Origin of the sequence: Kineosporia succinea (genome assembly GCF_030811555.1) — a bacterium.
GTDB lineage: Bacteria > Actinomycetota > Actinomycetes > Actinomycetales > Kineosporiaceae > Kineosporia > Kineosporia succinea.
Genome location: NZ_JAUSQZ010000001.1, coordinates 7,669,333 through 7,689,596, shown reverse-complemented (window position 1 = coordinate 7,689,596; position 20,264 = coordinate 7,669,333). Strand labels below are relative to the sequence as shown.

5 protein-coding genes (1 of these 5 running past the window's edge) are annotated in these 20,264 nt (G+C 71.4%); 2 read left to right on the top strand and 3 right to left on the bottom strand.

Annotated features, from left to right (window positions below; translation table 11 throughout):
• Window positions 1–52 precede the first annotated feature (52 nt).
• Genes J2S57_RS33620 through J2S57_RS33610 form a run of 3 tightly spaced genes read right to left on the bottom strand, consistent with a single transcriptional unit; the run spans window position 53 to window position 1,978 of the window.
• Window positions 53–1,303 (bottom strand): hypothetical protein, encoded by a 1,251-nt coding sequence (locus tag J2S57_RS33620; protein ID WP_307250338.1) that lies wholly within the window; start codon window positions 1,301–1,303, stop codon window positions 53–55.
• Window positions 1,304–1,327: 24 nt separating this feature from the next.
• Window positions 1,328–1,624 carry a hypothetical protein gene (locus J2S57_RS33615; RefSeq protein ID WP_307250337.1) on the bottom strand — a complete coding sequence of 99 codons (297 nt, stop codon included), beginning with the start codon at window positions 1,622–1,624 and terminating at the stop codon, window positions 1,328–1,330.
• A gap of 27 nt (window positions 1,625–1,651) precedes the next feature.
• Window positions 1,652–1,978 (bottom strand): hypothetical protein, encoded by a 327-nt coding sequence (locus J2S57_RS33610; RefSeq protein WP_307250334.1) that lies wholly within the window; start codon window positions 1,976–1,978, stop codon window positions 1,652–1,654.
• Window positions 1,979–2,234: 256 nt separating this feature from the next.
• On the opposite strand from J2S57_RS33610, the gene J2S57_RS33605 reads away from it, so the two are divergent.
• Window positions 2,235–3,365, top strand: a complete 1,131-nt coding sequence (locus J2S57_RS33605; RefSeq protein WP_307250332.1) for a hypothetical protein — start codon at window positions 2,235–2,237, stop codon at window positions 3,363–3,365.
• Between the two features lie 113 nt (window positions 3,366–3,478).
• Window positions 3,479–20,264: the 5' portion of a coiled-coil domain-containing protein gene (locus J2S57_RS33600; RefSeq protein WP_307250330.1), read on the top strand. 11,078 nt of this gene lie beyond the right edge of the window; 16,786 of the gene's 27,864 nt are visible here — the first part of the coding sequence; it begins with the start codon at window positions 3,479–3,481; its stop codon lies off the right edge, out of view.

Below are 20,264 nucleotides of genomic sequence, written 5' to 3'. Positions count from 1 at the left end.
GCTCGATCCGGCGGGGAGCGCCGACGAGGTGATGAGGGGAGAGGGCCGCCGGTCAGCGGCGGGATGCGGCCTGGTCGGGGCGCGGGCCGTCGGCCGGATCGTCGTCCGGGGGCGAGGCGGCCTGATGGGCGCGCACGGCGCTCAGGCTCAGGACACCGGTTCCGGGCGAGTCGGGTTCGGGTTCGTCGAATTTCCAGTCCGTTGGGCCGGTCTCGGGAACGTCGGCCGCCGGGGTGGGAGTGGGCTCGGGCGGTGGCGCCGGGGTGCTTCTCGGTGTCGACGAACGAGGGGGTGCGGCGGGCACCCGGACCGGGGCCACGGCCTCGTTCGTGCGCTGCCGTCGTCTCACGGCCAGCGTGACGGCTCGTTCCACCGGGGCCGAGTCGGTGTGGATCCGCAGCGTCGGTGCGTCGATCCGGCCGGTAGCGCTGACGGGGAGGCTCCAGCGACGCCCCGCGTACGGGCCTGCGACGACGACGCGCAGGTCCGGCAGCCCGGGCAGTTCCCGGGTGAGGAGGTCGGCCTCCGGCGGGCTCAGGGGGCCGCAGACCAGCACCACGAAACGGTGCTCCTGGTAGGGGCTCTCGCTGATGGTTCGCAGGGCCGAGGTCACCGACGGGCCGGCGAAACCGGGCCGCAGGCCACCCGCGACGATGACGTCGAGGTCGTGGCTGCGGTGGGCGCGCTGCACCAGCTGGCCGGCCACTGCCCAGACCAGGCTGCGCACGGCGCGGTCGGGGCCGGTGACCTCGACCGCGCCGGGGGCCTCGAGCAGGTCGAGATACGTGACCCGGCCCCGGTCGCAGCCGATCGCGACGTGCCCCGTGGTCAGGTCGCGATCGGCCCCCTCCGGGGCGTCGTCGGGCCGCGTGATCAGGTCCTCGCGGGTCGTGGCCCACCAGCCGTCCGGGGTGCGCCGCAGGCCCGCGAGCCGGGCGGGCCCGGCTCCGGCCACGGCCACCTCGGCCCGGCTGCCGGCCAGGCGCACCGCGTAGGGGCGTCCGTCCGGGACCTCGCCCAGACGAGCCCGCACCGCCCCGGTCAGGGTGCCCAGTTCCTCGTGCAGGCAGGGGTTCACGAGCTGGGACACGATCGTGCGCACCGAGCGGCCGAAGCGGTACAGCTGCATCCCGGGCCGGGCCAGGTCCGTGACCGTGTCCCGCAGGTAGTGCCAGCTCCGGCGGAAGACCTTGCGCCAGCCGTACTTACGGCTGTACCACCGTCCGACGAAGAAAAGGAGGACGGCGATCTCGATGGCCGTCACCACGGTGAGGACGGTGGTTCGGCTCAGCCCGGCGGTCATGGGGAAGGGTCTTCTCTTTCCGGATCAGGTGCGCTTGGAGTAGCCGTCGTCCAGCAGCTGGAGGTTCGTGACGGTGGAGTTGAAGCTCTCCGCGAAGCTCTGGATGTTGGTGATCGCCTCCTGCAGGTCGCGCGAGAAGGCCTGGAACTCGGTGCTCATGATCGGGCTGGAGTTCTTCAGCCAGAGACCACCGTCGAGGGTGAGCAGGGCGGTCACCGCGGTGAGCAGTCCCTGCAGGTCGGTGATGATCGATTCCTTGTTGTTGTTCATCACGTTGACGGCGTTCCGGACGGCATCCGGATCGACGTTGACGTCAGCCATGCGAATTCCTCCTCTTCCTGGGCTGTCTCAGCGCTTGGAGCTGTCTCCACCGGCTTCGGAGGCCTGGACGATCTGCCGGTCCATGTCCGAGATCTGCGTGACGATGTTGTCGAACTGATTGGCCCAGGAGGGGATCGCGTTGAGCGCCTGGGTGACGGAGGTGTTGAAGCTCTGGTACTTCGCCTCCAGCACCGGGCTGGCCTCGCGCAGCCACAGCCCGCCGCCGTCGGTCAGCAACGCGTTCACGGTGTTCTGCACGGTGGTGAGTTTCGGAACGGTGTCGGCGTTCGCCGAGTTCAGGCGGGTCGAGACCGTCTTCACGTCGTCGTACGTGACCTTGATGTCTGAGGGCACGGCTGGGCTCCACTTCGGTAGGACGACAGGATGCTCTCTCACCGGTACGACGCAGGCCGTCCCGTGTTCGTTCACTGTGCCTCTGACCTGCGTAATTATTGGTCCCCGAGGGGTGTTCGTGTCACCCGAGGGGCCAAGAGGTCTGCCCTTCCGGCCAGATCGGCATCGCCGGGCCACCGCACGTGGTGTCATCGTGGGTCCGGCCCGGCCGGTTCCCTGTCGTTCCTGCGTCCCTTCACCTTCGAGGAGTGCCGGCGTGCCCGACCTGCAGATCAACTACGACCGGCTGCACGAGCTCGCCGGTCAGGCCCGGCTGCTCAAGGAGCATCTGGACGACAAGGTGCCCGGTCTCAGTACCGGGGTGATCAACGCCAACGGCTCCCGGGGTGAGGGGGTGGGGGACCCCAAGGTCGCCAGCGCGCTGTCGCACTTCTACCACGCGTGGGACAAGCCGTTCCGGGACTCGATGAAGCGCCTGGACGAGATGGGCGAGCTGCTGGACTCGGTGGCGACCCAGTTCTTCACCATGGACGCCAAATTCGCGGCCAAGGCGCAGAGCTCGCTGTCGGCGATGATGTACGCGCAGTGGCAGTCCGAGCGCGACGAGTACCAGCTCTACCAGGAGACGAAGGACGAGAAGTTCCAGCCCTCACCGCTGTGGGGTGCGGACGGGCGCAAGCACGACCAGGAGGCCGTGCCGCTGCTGCCGTGGGAGAACCCGCCGGAGGACCCGGGAGCGGCTCCCACCCAGCTGAACGCCGAAGACGTCTGGAACGAGCTGCATCCCGGAGTGCCCTACCCCGGTGACAGCACCCCGACCGTCACCAGCAACCAGTACGACGACCACGAGCGGCTGGTGTCGCAGGAGACGACGGTCCAGTCGGACAAGGGGCTGGGGTACACCGAGAAGACGACCTACACCTACGACGACGACGGCAAGGACCCGTCGCAGGTGAGGACGGAACTGACGCACAGCGACGGAACCACCGAGACGATCGTCACCCATTACAACGACGACGGAACCATCACCAGCGAGAACAGTTTCGTCGATCCGGACAACAGCAAGAACAACTCCTCCTCGACGACGAACACCACGTTCAAGCCCGACGGGGGTGGGTACACGTCGGTCTCGAAGAACCAGGACGGCGAGGAGACGGTGATCGAGGTCGTGAACAACCCGGGCACCACCACCGACACCCGGGTCATGACCGACGACGAGGGACGCGTGCGCAAGTGGGTCGGTGACGCCGACACCGACGACTGGGAGCAGACCGAGGGCCCCAGCATCTACGACGACTCCGATCCCGACGGCGTCCCCGACGCCGGCCCGAACGGCAGCGGCAGTCGTGACAACAGCGACGGGGGAGCGTCCACCGAGGCCCTGTGACCGGGCGTCCACCCGCTCGTCGACCGTTCGTCAACACCGCTGCCGGAGGCTGGCCTCCGGCAGTGCCACCATTTTGCCCGCGGCCGCGCGTGGGCTGACCCTGGAGTTCCGACGTGCCCCGTGAGAGTGACTGGTCCAAGCTCGGTCTCGACGGCGACCCCACCCCCGGGGACCCGGAGGTCGTGCACCGGATCCGCGTCTACATGGAACTGATCCAGGGAGCGGTCACCGACGCCCGCAACGGCATCGGCGAGATCATGGCCGGTACCGGTGACGGTGCCTTCGTCGGCCAGACGGCCGACTGGCTGCGCCGCGAAATCGACACCAAGACCACGACGTTCCTGAACGCGGTCGCGGACGCCTTCGCGATCGCGGCCCCGGCGATGGCGACGTACGAGGAGAAACTGCGGGAGGCCCAGGGGGCCGCCGACACCGCGCTGACCAGCGCGCAGGGGCTGGCGGACGACGACCCGCAGCTGGAGGTGCTGAAGGGACGGGGCACCGGCGCCGCGGGTGACCTGAAGACGGCCGGTCAGGTGGCGGCGGCCGCGCTGGACTCGGCCTCGCACGCGGTGAACCCCTGGGCCAAGAGCCGCTGCGCCCAGTTCTGGGACGTGTTCTTCTGGATCACCCTGCTGATCACCATCGTGGCGATCTTCGTCGGTGGGCCGCTCGGGCTCCTCGCCTTCGCCGCGAACGCGGTGCTGCTGGTCAAGTCGGTGGTCGACCTGTACGCCGGGCACGGAAGTCTCGGCGAGGTGCTCTTCTCGCTGTTCGGGGTGCTGTTCCCGAGCACCCGGGCGATCAGGATCAGCGATCTGGTGAAGCTGATCGGCCGGGGTGCGCAGGCGGTGGGACGGGGCGCCGCCAGCATCCTGCGCTCGGCCGGCGGCGGTGCCTGGGCGTTCTTCCGGTCGATCTCCTTCAGCACGATCGTCAAAGGCGTGTTCGACATCGGCTCGGTGATCGCCGCGTCCACCCGCTCGGGGGCCACCTGGATCGCGAGGGGGATCGCCTCCGGCGGGCTGGCCGCGCGCGGATTCACCGTCCTGAGCGGATTCAGCATCACCGCGGGCTCCAAGGCGTTCATCTCCGGGATGGGCGTGATCGCTCGATCCGGGCGTACGGCGATCACCCGGGCGCTGGACGCGTTCTCCAACAGCGCGTTCGCGAACTTCATGCGGCGGGAGCTGGGCGACTGGGCCTGGCTGCGGATCTTCCTGCCGATGGCCGGTGACGAGATTCGGGTGCTGGGGGTCTCCGGGGCCTTCAAACTCGGTGTGCTGGGCCGGGGGCTGATGCTCCCGGCCTTCCGCGAGGGGATGATCCTCGACCGGATGGGCAACAGCCTCCAGATCACCAAGGGCCTGCTGAACGTCGGCGGTATGGGGGGCCACGTGGGCATGCACCTGATGCCGCGGCCCGAGATCCTCCTGCCCGGCCCGGGCGCCGGAGCGCCGGGCGGGCACGTTCCCGGGCTGCTGGGCGACCTGCCGCCGCTGACCGCCCACGACATGACGATCGGCTTCCGCGAGGCCGGGGCGCCGGTGGACGCTCCCTCTCTCGCGGGCCGCACGCCGGTCACCCCGCCCACCCCGAGCCTGACGAACCTGAACCTGACCACCCACGTGGCGGATTCGGGGTTCACGGCGACGCCCAACGGTCTTCTGGTGCCGACGCGGTTGGCGGACGGAAGCACGGTCGCCACGGGCGGGCGTGGCCTGGGTGTCGCTCGGCACACGGTCGACGTGCTCAGCAGCGCGTTCGTGCACGGCTCGGCGCACATCATGGGCGAGATCGACTCGCTGACCCGGGTCGGCAACCTCGCGCACGTCCTGGGCGGTGCCGACGCAGCGGCGGTGCGTCTCGGATCGGGCGACGTGCGTCTGAGCAGCACGGGTCTGTCCCTGACCGACGGGGGCACGACCGTCCCGCTGAACCGGGTGATGGTCACCGACGGTACCGCGCTGATCCCCCTGCGAGACGTGCGGCTGACCGACGGAACGAGCACGGTACGCCCGAACGGGCTTGAGGTGGTGGGGTCCTCGGTCTCCCTGGGCCACGGCGGGGTGGACATCCCCCGGACGTCGAGCACGGGGTCCGGGCTGAAGTTCACGAACGGCGAGGCGACGCTGGAGGCGGCCCGGATCCGGATCACCGACGGCGGCGACGTGTCCCTCTCGTACGGGCACCTCAAGTTCGCCGACACCGACGGGACGCCCCTGGACCCGGAGGACCTGCGCCTGAGCGACGGCGAGCAGTCCATCGCGCTCGACGAGGTGCACGTGCTGGGCACTGGGGAACCTACCCGGATCAGCGGGGTGCAGGGACTGGACGAGCTCTCGGAATCGCCCGAGACCCTGGACCTGCTCATCGGCCTGCCCCAGCCGGGTCTGGCCGACGAGGTCATCTCGAGTCTGAGCAGCGCCGCCTTCAGCCGCTCGGGCACCACCCACAGCGCTTACGCCGACACCCGGAATGCCAACCGGGTGGTCGACGACCTGCTGGGATTTTCCAGGAACTCGGTGCACCGGATCCTCGACAGCGAGATGACCGTGGTGCGCCGGGCCGACGACGTGATCACGGTGCACATCTCGGACGACGCACTGCCCGCGGGGAGCCCGGCGTATCTGAGGACGGAGCAGCGGGCCCGCACCGAGGCCCAGGTGGTCACCCCGGAGCATCTGATCGAGGAGTCGGTCGCGGTGTTCGACCACGTCGACAATGTGCGGCCGGTCACGGAGCGGGTTTCGCGGGGTGAAGGCCGGGCCAGCGCCGCCAGCGCGCACGACGCCGAGCTGGAGGTGGCGGGCGCGAGCGGGCAGCCGCGTGCGGATCTGGCGGGGGAGCGGAGGCCGACGACCTGGACCGAATTGCTGGCCCCGGAGGACGGCCTGGTGCGGGTCGGGCCGGACGAGACGGTTCCGCGACCGACGGACGTCAGCGCGCAGACGCGGTACGACGTGTTCGAGCGGGAGGCGCCGGGGGCGCTGGAGGACCAGATCGGCTGGGACACGAGCAGTGTGCGTTCCCTGGCGACAGAAGGGGACGGGTCCCGGTCGGTCACGGGCGGGACGTCGGTGGACGGGGCGGCGGACGTGCGTGCGGCGGACGTGCGAGTGGGGGACGTGCGAGTGGGCGACGCAGGGCCGGCGGATGTGCGGGTCCGGGACCTGGAGCCGGGGGACGCGCGGGTCAGGGACGCAGGGGCGGGGGACATGCGGGTCGGGGACGCAGGGGCGGGGGACGTGCGGGTGGGGGACGACGCCCGTCCCGCCGACTCCGTGGTCCCGGCTGCACCGGAGTCGTCCGCTTCCGTGCCACCGGTGGTTGCGTCGTCCTCTCCGGGACCGGCCACTGAGTCGTCCTCCTCGATGCCGGTACCTGAGTCGTCCTCCTCATCGGCGACCCCGGTCCCGGCCTCCACGCCGCTGTCGCCGGCTCTGCGGGACCTCACCGATCTCACCCGGCGCGTCTGGGGCCCCGACCATCCGGCCGTGGTCACCTACCTCCGGGCCGAGGCCCACGTGCAGCACACCCGCGCGGCCGCTTTCGAGGCGCGGGCGGCGCAGATCGGCAATCTTCGTGACGTCTCCCGGGTGCACGACGTGCACCTGGCGGTCATGCTGCGCGACCGCGCCCGCGATCGCCTCAGCCGGCTCGGGATCGACCCGAAGGACGTCATCCCCCAGCTGGAACGTCTGCACGCCGGTGACGAGGCGTTCCATGCGGCCCGGGCCGAGCTCAACGAGGCCTACGGCCGGCACGTGGAATCCCTGCGGGGCAGTGAGTCCGGCGGCCGGCCCAAGGCCGGTGCGGCCCGGGAGCGAGCGGGTGAGACCGAACCGGTCAAGGCACTGGGGCTGACGGACGAGCAGTGGGCCGCTCTGGACCGTGCCTACACGCAGTCGTCGCTGTTGCGTTCGCAGGCGGCGCACGATCACCTGAACGCCGTCCTGCACCGGTACCAGGTGGATGAGAAGGACTTCCGGACGCTGATGGTGGCTCGGGAGGTCGGTCCGTCCCCGTCCCAGGTCGTCGCCGGGCGGGGGAGCCGCGACGTGACGGACGCCCAGGTGCGCCGGGAACTGATGCTCTCGGCCAACGACCGCGACCTGCGCCAGGCCCTCTTCACCGATCCTGACTACCGGGAGATCCGCAGGCAGTTCGCGAGTGCCTGGCTCGACCACGCGGGTGTCTCCGACACGTTTTCCCGGGTCGACACCGAGCTCCTCGCCCTGGCCGAGAAACGGCTGGATTTCGCGCACTGGGAGGCGGCTCCCCTTCGGGAGGGTCGTCTGCCCGCAGACTGGATGCCCGGCGACTTCCAGAAGATCCTCGGGCGGCGTGACCTGGACGTCGCCCCCGAGGCCTTCCCGCCGGGGCTGCGGACCCAGCAGGTCGATGAACTGCGCGTCCCCGGGGATCTGTCGCTGTCCGGGCTGAGCCGGGTGCTGAACGACTACCTGGAGGCCGTCCGCGGAGCCATCACGGACCTGCGGCACAACCCCGGCCACCTGGACCGGGTCCAGGCCCACCGGCTGGACCTCGCGCTCGACGAGTTCGCCGAGGCGCTGCCCGCACGCTTCGCCCAGGAGTCCTGGTTCGAGACCGAGATCGTCGTCGCCATGCGGGAGTTCGAGCAGCGGGTGCAGGCGCTGGAGGTTCACGGCGGCTGGGGCGACCTGACCGGCCGGTCTCAGGTGGACCGGGCCCGGGTGGCCTTCCGCTCGGAGGCGCGGGCCCACTTCGACCGTACCGTGCGGAATCTGCAGGACCCGCTGGGCTCGTTCGAGGGTGATCACTGGGTGCGGTCGCGGTGGGACGAGGGGATCGAGGAGATGCTCGGGAACCTGCCCCAGCGCCTGCGTTTCGAGGTCGAGGCCGAACACGCGCTCGACCTGGCCGGTCGACGACTGCGCCAGATGACCGACGGCGCGAAGATCCACGAAGAGAGCCTGAAGTTGCTGGCGGCCGACTTCCGCGAGGACACGGCGCTGGCGTTCCACGACGCGTACCAGGCCGAGGGAAGCAAGCGGGTCTGGCTGGACCAGGAGGCCCGGCAGGTCAATGCCTTCGACGCGGGCCTGACGGCGCCCACGCTGGACGACCTGGCGGACCAGGCCACCTGGCGGCGGGAGATGCGCGAGCAGATGCGCCGGGCGTGGCCGGAGGAGGCCGCCGAAGGGGCCGAGTCGGAAGTGGCGCGGATCCCGCGTCCGGTGCCGTACGAGTTCCGCAAGGTGGCCACGGCGCAGGAACTGCTGAGCGACCCGGCCGCCGCGATCGCGCGGGACGCCGAGCAATTGCGTCCGGTGCTGCAACGGGGTCGCTTCTCCCCGGAGGGTGCCGAGGAAGTGCTCCAGCGGTACCGGAGCCGCACGCAGCAGCTGATCGAGGCGATCCCGGCCGAGCAGCGGGCCAACCCCGACGCCTCGGTGCTGTCCCGGCTCGACCGGGCGTACTCGGCCGGGCTGGTCCCGGGGTTCCACCGGCTCGGTGAGGTTCCGCAGGACATCCTGGAGACGATCAGTGATGTCTCGGGCGGTCTTTCGCGCCGGCTGGACCAGGCCGAGGCAACGGTGCCCACCCACCCTGAGGTCGCGGAGCGCGTCTCCCGCGGGCGGGAACTGGTGGCGGACCTGGCCGCCACCACCCGCCAGATCGAGCAGGCGGTGATCCATGCGCTGGACGCGCCGGGCAGCACCGCCAGGGTCGTTCCAGCACTGGTCGAGGGGCAGCTGAAGACGGAGGTCGGGCGGGTCACCCGGGAGCTGGACCGGGTGCTGGAAGGCCGGCCGCCGGAGGTCGTGTTCTCGAGCGCGCGGGATCTGCTGCGTGATCCGGAGACGGCGATCGCCGGTGACGTCGCCCAGTTGCGAGCCGGTCTGGAGTCGGAGGGAGTGAGCCCGGCCGCGGCCGAGACGTACCTGGACGACTTCCGGGCCGAGGCCTGGAAGATCGTCGACCGGGCGGGGCCCGAGGTCCGGGAGATCCCGTCCAGCCTGGACATCCAGAAGGTGGAGCGGGGGTACGGGCATCATCTGTTCCCCGACTGGGAGGCGTTCCGGGCCCTGCGTGAGGGGGCCGGGCGCCAGATCGACCAGGCCCACCTGGATCTGTCCCGGCGGATCGAGCAGGCCGACCTCAGCGGCCTGACCGCGGCGCAACGAGAAGCCCGCCTCGCCCAGGGACAGGAGATGCTGCACGAGCTTTCGGACCTGCGCGGCCGCATCGACGAAGTCGTGCAGGATGCGATGCGCTGGCCCGGAATCAACCTGGCCGAGGTACCGGCTGTCGTCACCGGGCACGTCGCCGGTGAGATCACCCGGGTCACCCACGAACTGAACCGCAGGCTCGAGGGCCGGCCCGACGACGTGCAGTGGTCCGGCGCGCAGGATCTGCTGCGTGATCCGGAGGGCGCCATCGCCCGCGACACCGAGCAGATCCAGGAGCACCTGCAGTTCCGCGGATACTCCCCGGAGGCGGCTGCGCACCTGATCCACGACTTCCGGGCGGGGGCCCACCAGATCGTCGACGCCGTCCCGGCCGAGCAGCGGATGGCTCCGGGCGACACGGTGATCCAGCAGGTGGCGCGGCAGTACGGGAGCCGGCTGTTCACCGGACTGCATCAGCTGAACATTCTGCGTGAGGAGGTCGAGGCCCGTGTCAGCCAGGCCGAGGCGAGCCTCTCGGCCGAGCTGGAGCAGGCCGATCTGGGGCACCTGCCCGAGGCCGAGGCGGCCGCGCGGATCGCGGGCGCCGAGCAGGAGATCCATCGGGTCTCGCAGCTGCGGTCCGACTTCGAGTCGCTCGTGCTCGACGTCCGGGCCGGGAACAGCTCCCAGGTCGAGGTCGAGGCCGAGGTCGACCGGCAGGTCCGGGACCGGATCCGCCACGCGAGCAGCGAACTGCGCAGGAAGCTGGAGGGGCGTCCGGAGGACGTGGTGTTCGGCGGGGCGCGGGATCTGCTGCGTGACCCGGACGGGGTGATCGCGCGGGACACCGAGCAGCTCCGCCCGCACGTGGAGTGGACGCGGGTCTCGCCGGAGATGTCCGGTGAGCTGCTGGACGAGTTCCAGGCCGGGGCCCGGCGACTGGTGGAGAGCATTCCGCCGGAACTTCGTGCGAACCCGGACACCGCGACGATACGCCGGGTGGAGCGGGAGTACGGCAGCTCGCTGATCCCGGACCCCAGAAGGCTGGTGGGCCTGCGCGAACGGTTCGAGGGACAGATCGGCCAGGCCGAGGCGGACCTCGCCCGGCAACTGCAGGAGACCGACCTGAGCCATCTGCCGCCGCAGGAGGCCGCGGCCCGGACCGCCCGGGTTCAGGAGGCCGTGCAGGAGGTTTCGGATCTGCGGTCCGGGTTCGAGCGGTCCCTGAGCGCGGCCCTGAAGACGTCCTCACCGGGGCAGCCGGGACTGGCGGCGGCGGTCACCCGGCCGCTGCGGGAGCCGATCGCCCGGGCCACCCGGCAGGTGCAGCTGCGCCTCCAGGGCCGGCCGGACGACGTGGCCTGGTCGAGCGCGGCGGAGCTGCTGCGCGATCCGGACACGGTGATCGCCCGCGACGCCGGGCAGGTGCGCCCGCACCTGCACCAGGCTGCCGTCGTCCCGGAGCTGGCCGAGGAGATGCTCACGGCCTTCGGCAACCGGGCCCGGCGGCTGGTGGAGACGGTGGAGCCGCAGGAGCGCGAGGCCCCGTTCCACGACGATCTGCGCCGGGTCGGGCAGGTGTACGGCCGGGGGATCGTTCCCGCGGCCCCGGAACTGATCGCGGCCCGGGAACAGTTCGAGCGGCAGGTCGGCGAGGCCACCCGCGATCTGACGCAGCAACTGGACCGGGCCGACCTGAGCCATCTGCCGCCCGAGGAGGCCGCGAGCCGGTTCGCCCGGGCCGAGCAGACGGTCCACGAGGTGTCGCAGCTGGCGGGCCAGTTCGACCACCGGATGCTCGACGCCCTCCGGCAGGAGAGCACCGCCCCGGTGCTGGAGACCGTCGCGAGCACCCTCACCGACAAGATCGCGAAGGCCCACACGGCGCTGCGCGAGCAGCTGCCCGAGAGGCCGCGGGTAGAGGAGGTTCGCGAGACGGTCCCGCTCGGGCAGGAGCTGCTGAGCGACCCGGAGACGGTGATCGCCCGGGACGCCGAGCGCCTGCGCGGCGAGCTGGAAGCCGATCACGTTCCACCGGAGGCGATCGGTGAGGCCCTCGGGCAGTTCGGCGACCGGACCCGCGGGCTGGTCGAGGCCGTCTCGCCGCAGGCCCGGCAGAACCCGGACGCCGCGATCCGGAGCGAGGTGGAGGCCGGCTACAACCGTCTGGTCCAGGGCGTCGAGCAGCTGGTGGGGGTGAGGCAACGCGTCGGCCGGCGGATCCTTACGGCCGAAAGGGATCTCTCGAGGCGGCTGGCCGAGATCGACCTTCGGCATCAGGGCCCCCTGGAGCGTGCGGCGACCCGGGAGCGCGTGCAGGCGTCGTTGCGGGGCGTGACGGCGCTCCCGCGGCAGTTCGGGCACCTCCTGCAGGAGAGCGTGGAACAGGCCGACGACCTCGGCCAGGTGCCGGACCTGGTTCTCGCCGAGGTGGACCGGCAGATCGAGGCGGCGTTCGACGTGCTCGGGGCCGTCGTGCGCCCGGCGGAGCCGAAGCCGGTGCCCGCGCCGGAGGCGGCCGCGCAGGCCGTCGAGGCCCGGTGGCGTTCGGACGCTGATCTGCTCACCGAGGTCCACCGGCAGGCGCGGCGCCTGTACCGGCTGGTCGAGGAACAAGCCGCCCAACGCCCGTCACTGATTGATCAAGCCGCCGAACGCCCGTCGCTGAATGAACGAGCCGCCGAACGCCCGTCGCTGGCGAAGACGGTTGACCAGTTCGTCCGGCGGGCGCAACGACTGGTTTCCCGGCGAGGAGGGTTCACACCCGAGATCGAGCAGGAGATACGCGCCCTGCTCGAGGGCGTGCAGTCCCTGGTCGAGACCGGTGTGGCCGTGAGGCAGTGGCAGTCCGCCCTCCAGGAGCACGCGTTCCAGCGGGTCCGGACGGTGGTGGCACTGGATCCGGCATGGGCCGCGAAGACGACCTCGGAGCTGGAGGAAGGCATCGAGCTGGCCGCCCAGTCGGTCATCAGGGTGATGGACGGGCATCCGGTGCGGTCACTGGCCGACCCGGGCACGGTGCGGGAGATCCGCGCCCGCGTCGGTGAGGTGATGAGCCGGATGCACACCGAGATGCTGGCCGAGCTGACCGACGAGATCGAGACGCAGCTGACGCGGGCCGGTTCGCCGGAATCGGCACCCGACACGGGGGTCCTGGAAGAAGTACCGGCGGGGTCGGAGCTGCCCGATGCCCACGGTTCTGCACCGAGGGAGCTCGCCACGATCGAGTGGGAGCCGACGGCCGTCGCGGAGCCCCTCAGCCCCGAGCAGGCGTTCACCGAGGGGAGCCCGATACCGGCCGGGCAGTGGCCGCACGCGTCGATGACGGAGTTCGGCCAGTGGCTGGACTGGATCGAGAGGAAGCTCGGGAAGACGGCCGAGCACCGCATTCCCGAGGTCGCCGATCCCTGGCTCCGTCTCATCGGTTCCGAACTGGCCGGCCCCGCGGCCGGAGCATCCCGCCGCGCCGCGACCGCGGCGCTCGCCGCTGTCCAGCGGGCCACCGGGATCACCGACCTGCGGGCGAGCCGTCACCGCAACGCCGAGCCGCTGCGGGACAGTGTTCTCCCGCTGGCCACCGTCCTGATGCACCGGGTGCACCAGGACCTCGGCCCCCGGATCGCCGGCGCCGAGGGCCGCGCGGCCCTCGAGGCCGTGGCCGAGGCGATGGGCCGGACGGTCACCGCGTTCGACCTGCGCCCGCGGGCTCTGCCCGCGGTTCCGCCGTCGCAGATCACCTTCTCCCCCCAGGACGTCCTCACCGAGGTCCGCCTTCAGCTGGCCCGGCCGGAGATGACGGGGGCCGCAACCGGTATCACACTCGATGCCGGCTCGGTGCTCGCAGCGATGGCCGCGGTCACGGTGCCCACGGCCAATGTCCGGGACATGGCCCACGCGGTGGTGAACGTCTTCCTGGACAACCGGCTCACTCTTCCGGGAGGGGCCCGTCAGGCCGGTCCCGCGCAGGCCACGTCGGCGGCCGGGGCCGAAAGGGTCTCGGGTCCGGCTGATGTCGTGGGCGCGGCTCCGACGACTGTCATCCGATGGCAGGACGCGTCGGCCCGGCTGGCCGAGGAGACCGGCCTCGACAGCTCGCCGGCCCGGCTGGAGCAGCACGGGTTGTCGGGGGCCCTGCCGTCGGCGGAACAGCCGTTCCCCGAAGGGCTCACCACCGTTCTCGAGCTGCGGGGCTTCCGATCGGGTGACGAGGCTTCGCTCCAGACCTGGATGGCGCTCCAGCGCTTGGGACGTGAAGTCAGGCAGGGCCAGCTGGCCGCCGAGTTCGACATCCGGGTGAGTGTCACACCCCTGACTGGTGACGAATTCGAGGCCCAGGGCGACGCCGAGGGCGCGACCCAGCAGTTCACCGTCATGCTGGACCAGGCCCTGCTGCGCCAGGGCGTGCTCCCCGGGACCTACGAGATTCTCGAGGAACCGGCCGAGTCCGCCGGCGAGAGCGGGTTCCGGGTTCGGGCCGAGTTCTCCCCGGTGGAAACGGTACCCAGCATCTGGACGGATTCCACTTCCGTGATCCAGTACCTGATCAGGGCCCGGCAGGCCGGCCGTGACGGTGTGATCAGGGTCTTTTCCGAGCGTGTCGACGACGCGGTCTCCGTCCTGAACCCCGGCGACCGGCGCCACGAGGCTGTGCTGGGTGATCTTGAAGTCCTGCAATATGTTCTCTCGCGGCATATTTCGCAGAACTCGGGTCCGGCGCAGACGTTCGTCCCCCGGCAGATGCATGTCGTCTGGATGGGGGGCGAGCTCTCTCCCGACGCGTTGGAACACCTTCGGGCCTGGCGCCGGGCAGCCGGTGGCGAGGTGCCGTTGCACCTGTGGACAGTTCCCGCCGTCAATCGTTGGTCCGGCGAGCATCGTTCTCTGCTCGGGGATCTCGTCGAGATCCACGACGACACGATGGATCTGGTGCAGGCCGTCGGTGGGCGTGAACTGACCATCTTGGTGGACGACGCGCTGGCGGCGGGTGCCTTCCCGGCGGCCAGCGACCTGATCCGGTTGTCGGCCCTGTGGCTGATGGGCGGTGTCTACGTGGACGTGGACGTGGCCCCGGGCGACTTCTCCTGGGCGGACACCGCGGACATGCCCATGCGCATCGGGGACATGCCGATCGTCGGACCTCTGATCCCCTCCCGGACCTGGCTCGAGCGGCACCTGCGGAACGCGAACCTGCCGGTTCCTGAGGCGATCGGCCCCGAGGACATCGAGGCGGCCGCCCGACAGTCCTACGGCGCCGGGCGGTTCAACAACAACATGCTCGTCTCGGTGGCCCAGAACCGGGTGCTGGGACTGCTGCTGAACCGCTCGAAGGAGTACCTGCAGCAGGTCCGGCCGATGGATCCGCACGATGCGGTGGCTGTGGCCGAGTACCACGCGCGGCTGCTGCAGCAGGCGTCGTTCATCAGCGGGCCGCTGGGTCTCTACGACCCGGAGCCCTTGCCCGGACGGCCGTTGCCGGCGGTGAACCGCTACGGGACAAGAGATCTGGGCCTTCGGATCGAGGGCGGCGGGACCGAGCTGCAGGCGCAGGAGGTACGGCATCTCTTTGACCCGGTCGTTCTCGACCTCTGGAAGGGGTTGAGGTGGTGGACCCCCGAGAGCGAGAACATCCTGCCCGGCCAGCGCGGCCTGGAGGGCCCTGGCGCCGATGAGGTCGTCGCCGCCGGGGTGAGCCTTTCGCCCCCGGCCCGGCTCGGCCGGGAGCTCGAGGCGTTGTCCGGGCCTGAGCACGAACAGGCACGCCGGGAGTGGTGGGACGCACTGGTGAGCGGGGCAGAGGCCGAAGTCGGCGACTTCGACCGGGTGGAGCAGGGACAGGCCCTGTTCCTGGCCGACACGATGGTGGGCAACCGGCTCGGGGGACGTGAGCCGGCCGACGTGCCCGTGCGCCGGGAACTGAGCCGGGTGGCGGCGCACCTCCTCCTGCGCGGTCTGCCGGAGGGCTCCACGGCGCCGCGTGCTCTGAACCCGGAGATCGTGCGCCCGGTCGGTGATTTCGCCGACCAGGTGGTGCGGGAGGTCTTCGGGCTGGAGGTGGCCCCGAGGCCCGCGGCCCCGGACACAGCTGCGGACACGGCTGGGCAGCCGCTCTCCTCCGACAGGACGCAGGCCCCGGAGAAGGCTGCCCGCCCGGACGGTCCGGTGCGGTCCTCGGCCCAGGCGGCCGGTGAGGCGCTGGCGTTCCTCGACGTCTCGGCGATGTCGGCCCCCGGCCCGGTCGGTGCCCCGGCGCCGGTGGACCCCGTCGCGGCCCCGGACCCGGTTTCGCCGGTGTCGGAACGGGTCCGGTGGTGGCGATCCATCCTGCTGGCCGGGTTGCGGCGCGGGGACCTGGGCCGGCGACTGGGCGGGTTCCTGTCCGCGAACCATGTGCGCGGCCAGGTCGAGGACTGGCGGCCGGGCATGCTCCAGTCGGCGGTCGCCAACGCGCGCGACATGCGCCCGGTGGGCTCGATCGCGATCGTCGTCGGCGGCGGGAAGGAACGGGGCCTGGTGTTCCGGTCCGGGGAGGAGTTCCTCTGGCTGGATCTGCAGGATGACGCCCTGCTGGCCGGAGGTGGGGTCGTGCCGCTGGAGGAGGCTCTGTTCCCCGACGGCGACCGGCTGACCATGACGTTCCACCGGTACGTGAACGCCGGGGTGGAGCCGGATCTCGAGCAGCTGCGGGAGGCCCTGCGGGGGATCGCGTTCAGCCCGCTGGCCACGGAGGAGACGTCTCTGTGGGCGCTGTACGGGGCGCGGCGTAACCTCACGACCGCCCATGTCCTCGATCCGCGGGACCTCGGCCTGTTCGGTGACGGTCTGCGCGCCAACCTGATTCAGGGCGGCCGCGGGACGTCCGTCGTGGTCCACGCCGGCAACCGGTTCCGGGGCATCGCCCACAACTCCCACGACGAGTTGCTGTGGATGGACGCGGACGCGAGCGCGGGGGGGCGCCGGGTCGGGTCCCTGGAGGCGGCCCTGGCCGCCGGCCGGGTGCCCACCGGGCTGGATGTCACCGTGGCGGTGAAGGATGCCGAACCCGGTCAGCGGAGCTGGCGGCCCCGGGCCCAGGGGGAGGCGCCCGCCCCGACCGTGCAGACCGGGTCCGACCGGCTCCTGGACGTCGCGCGGGCGAGAGCCGTCGCCCGACTCGCGGACGGTGACCTGCTGGGCCTGGCCGTCGGCAAGCCGCAGCTGGTCACGGTCGAGAAGGATCTGCCGGCCGATCTCTCCCGGTTGCTGGTGGAGCCGGACGACGCGGCTGTCGTGCTGATCGGGGGGACGTTCGCCGGGCTGGCCCAGAACCTCGGGGGTGAACGGGTCTGGCTCGACGCGGGACGCGCCCTGATGGACGCGACCCCGGCCCGGCTGTGGGACTCCCGCCTGCCCGCGGGCCGCAAGGCCGTGATCTTCTTGTTCCGGCGTCGGACCCGGCCGGTCGTGGGGGATTTCCGGGTGCAGCTGCGGAACCTTCTTCTTCTCAACCCCTTCGAGGTCGAACGGGTCGTCCTCGACACGCTCTACGGGCAGGATCTGGGCTCCACCGAGGCGGTCTGGGAGAAGGTCGACAACGCCGGGATCGCCGCCCGGCTGGCCCGCAATCTCGAGCTGGGCGGCCCCGGCACCACCGTGATGTTCCGGGACGGGACGGAACTCGCCGGCACGGCGACGAACCACGAAGGTGAACACGCCTGGCTGGCCGCCACGTTCGAGTTCGAGACCAAGGACTCGACCAGGTCGATGCGCGGATCGTGGGTGACCTCGTTGGCCGCCGGGCTCCGGCTGGTCGCCGGGCGTGAGCTCTCCCTCCGGGTGCTGGGTCCCGACGGCCTGCCCGCCGTCTGGCGCCGGCTTGACGACGACGTCGTCCTGGCGCCCGGATGGCGTCTGACTCCGGTGGCGTCGGGCGGTACGCCCGTGCTGATGCTGCTCCAGGGACAGGACGAGCCCGGTGAGCTGCCTGCCTACCCGAGCGAGCGTGGCCGGACCGGGCTGGTCGTCGGCCCGCGGCTCACCGCGCAGGTGGCCGGTAACCGTCACGTCAGGGCGCAGGTACGCGACCAGGTCGTCGCGGCCCTGACGACGCTGGCCCGTACCGGCACCCGACGGGTCCGGCTCCACGGCGACTACCTCGGCGGTGGCCTCGTCCGCCGCCTGGTCACCGACCTGGACCTCGACCTCGCCTACCCGCGTGATGGTCTGGTGGAGGGAACACTGGAGAGCCGGCAGGGCTGGATCCGGGTCCGCCCTCACCGGGTGGACGACATGCCCGGAACGGCCTGGCTCGTCGACGATCTGGGGAAGGAGTTCCAGATTCTCCCCCGCGAGCTGCCGGTGCCGGGCGGGATCGGCGCGAACGGGAATGCTCTCTCCCTGGCCGGTTCCCGGAACACGCCCTGGGCGGCGGGTGCGAAGACCTGGGAGCTGCGGGCGGGCTCGGGGTGGGGTGTGCTGGTTCCGCAGGGCACCGATGTCGCCCACCTCGTGGCCCCGCCGCTGGAGGAGGGCCGTGTCGTGCTGGCGGTGCTGGACGAGAACGGGCGTCCGGCGAAGGCCTTCGATCCGGGCGTCCGGAAGATCCTCGACAGCGTGATCGGGGCGATGGCGCAGGCCCGCGGGACGGCCACGTTCCGCCTCCTGGTGGGCCAGGTACCGGAGCGGTGGGCGAAGAGCTGGGTGGCGGAGCACAACTCGGCGATGATCTTCTCGGTGGACGACGTCGTGCGCCGGCCCGGCGACCGGGTGAACGACCCGGGGGAGCGGTACGAGAGCCGCGAGGTCCCGGGGCGGGCGGCGGTGGGGGGCTGGTTGCGGCTCTCGCCCGGGGACGTCCGGCAGGGGACCAGGGCCCAGCCCACCGGGGAGCTGGTGCTCCCCGCCCCGCCGTGGACGGGGATCCTGGACGACGTCCAGGCGAGCCAGCGCTGGATACACACCGGCAGGCCGACTCCGGGCAGCGCGGCCCTGGGGGTCGAGTCCGTCACCTACGCGCTGAAAACATCCTTCGGTGTGGTCCTGTCGGACCGGAGCGGGATCGGGCCGTCGGTCCGGAACGTGCCGGCTCACGCCGACCGCATCACGTTCTCGACCGGCCTGATCCAGGACGAGACCCTGGCCGAACGGGAACTGGACTCCTGGCGCCGGTACGTCAAGGCGGAGAACATCGTCCTGCACAACGACCGAGCACCCTGGAGTCTGAGCTCGGTCCGGCCCAACGAGCAGAACTCGGCCCGGCGCCCGGTGCCGGTGAACGCGACGAACTGGCTGGCGGTCTCGTCCGGGGGCACGGCCTGGCAGCCGGCCTTCGCCGATGCCCTGCGTGACCCGCGCCAGGGGCGGATGGTGCAGGTCCGCGACACCCCGCAGGCCTTGATCGCCCGGGGAAAGCTCGAGCACTTCGTCTGGACGCTGCCGGAGACGGTGTCCCGGCTGGCCGACTCCGCGGCAATGATGGCCGATTCTCGGGGGAGCCGGGCCGCTGTGCGCATCTACGCCGCTGCCCTCCGACGGTCGGGACTGCTCGTGCCCCGGTTCCTCATGCCGCCGGCGCAGCGGGAGGCGGTCTGGCGCGCCATCCAGGCGGAACTGGCGCAGATGAGGAATCAGGGTGACCCGGACCCGGTGGCCACGATCCATGCGGACCTGGGGATCCCCGCCAAGGAGAAGCCCACCTTCGACGCCGGCCCGATCCGGGCGTTCCTCGAGAACGGCTCGGTGCCGGCCGGACCGTACCGGCAGTGGCTGCTGCAGGAGAACGTGCGGCGGCTGGCCGAGATGCTGAGCTCGTCCGAGACGAACCACGACCCGGCCCGGCGGCGCGCGGAGACGAAGGCCCGGGCCCGCGCGTTCGACACGAAGAGCCCGACGACGCGGCGGACACCCCGGCTGGCCCAGCACCCCCGGAACAGTCCGGTCCCGGAGCTGAGAACCTATGTCAACCAGCAGATCCGGTGGATCAGGGAGATGACCGCCCCGGTCGCAGGCGGGGCGACGGTGGATCCCCTGCCCGGGCTGCTCGCCCGGCTCGACGACGAGCCCTTCGGCGGTACGTCCCGGATGCGGCACGTCTCGCCCCGGTACCCGGCCCGGATCGTCGACGTCGCGGGAACCCTTCCGCCCGTCCGCATCGTCGAACTGCACCCGCAGATCCATTTCCAGGCGCAGAAGGGCGTCACCCCGGACCAGATGGAGGCCGTCGCCGCCCGGGCCCGCACGGGACTGGCGCGCCGGTGGAACCGGACCGAGGGGTTCGCCGAGGCGGGCCACACCGTCTTCGTCCGGGTCCGGCCGTCGATCACGACGGGATCCCTCGTGCCCGAGGGCGCGAAAGTCGTGCGGGTGGGGATCGGTCCAGGTCGTGAGACCGAGATGTACGTGTTCGCCTCGACCTCGGCGGACGTCCTCGCCCACGAGATCAGTCACGCCCTCGGACTACAGGACCGGTACATCACGGATGCCGGCGAGGGCCTGCCCTCGGTGCTCCGGGCCGCCCAGCTCCGTAAACGCACGCAGAAGCGGGACGCGGCGGATCCCGCGAAGGGGCTCGTCGCCTTCGAGCCGACCACGCTCGACCCGGAGGGGTCGCTGATGTGGAGCGGCCGGGCCGAGCCCACCCTGCGGGACCTGCGCGAGACGTACGACCTGGTGATGACGTTCGACCCGGGCGCGAACCGGCTGGCCCAGCCGGCCCCGGACGGCGTCGCCCGGCACCACGAGCGGATCCTCCAGGGGCTGCGCCGGA

Coding starts and splice junctions, on each gene's coding strand:
- J2S57_RS33620 (WP_307250338.1), bottom strand. CDS start 1,303: ATGACCGCCGGGCTGAGCCGAACCACCGTCCTCACCGTGGTGACGGCC.
- J2S57_RS33615 (WP_307250337.1), bottom strand. CDS start 1,624: ATGGCTGACGTCAACGTCGATCCGGATGCCGTCCGGAACGCCGTCAAC.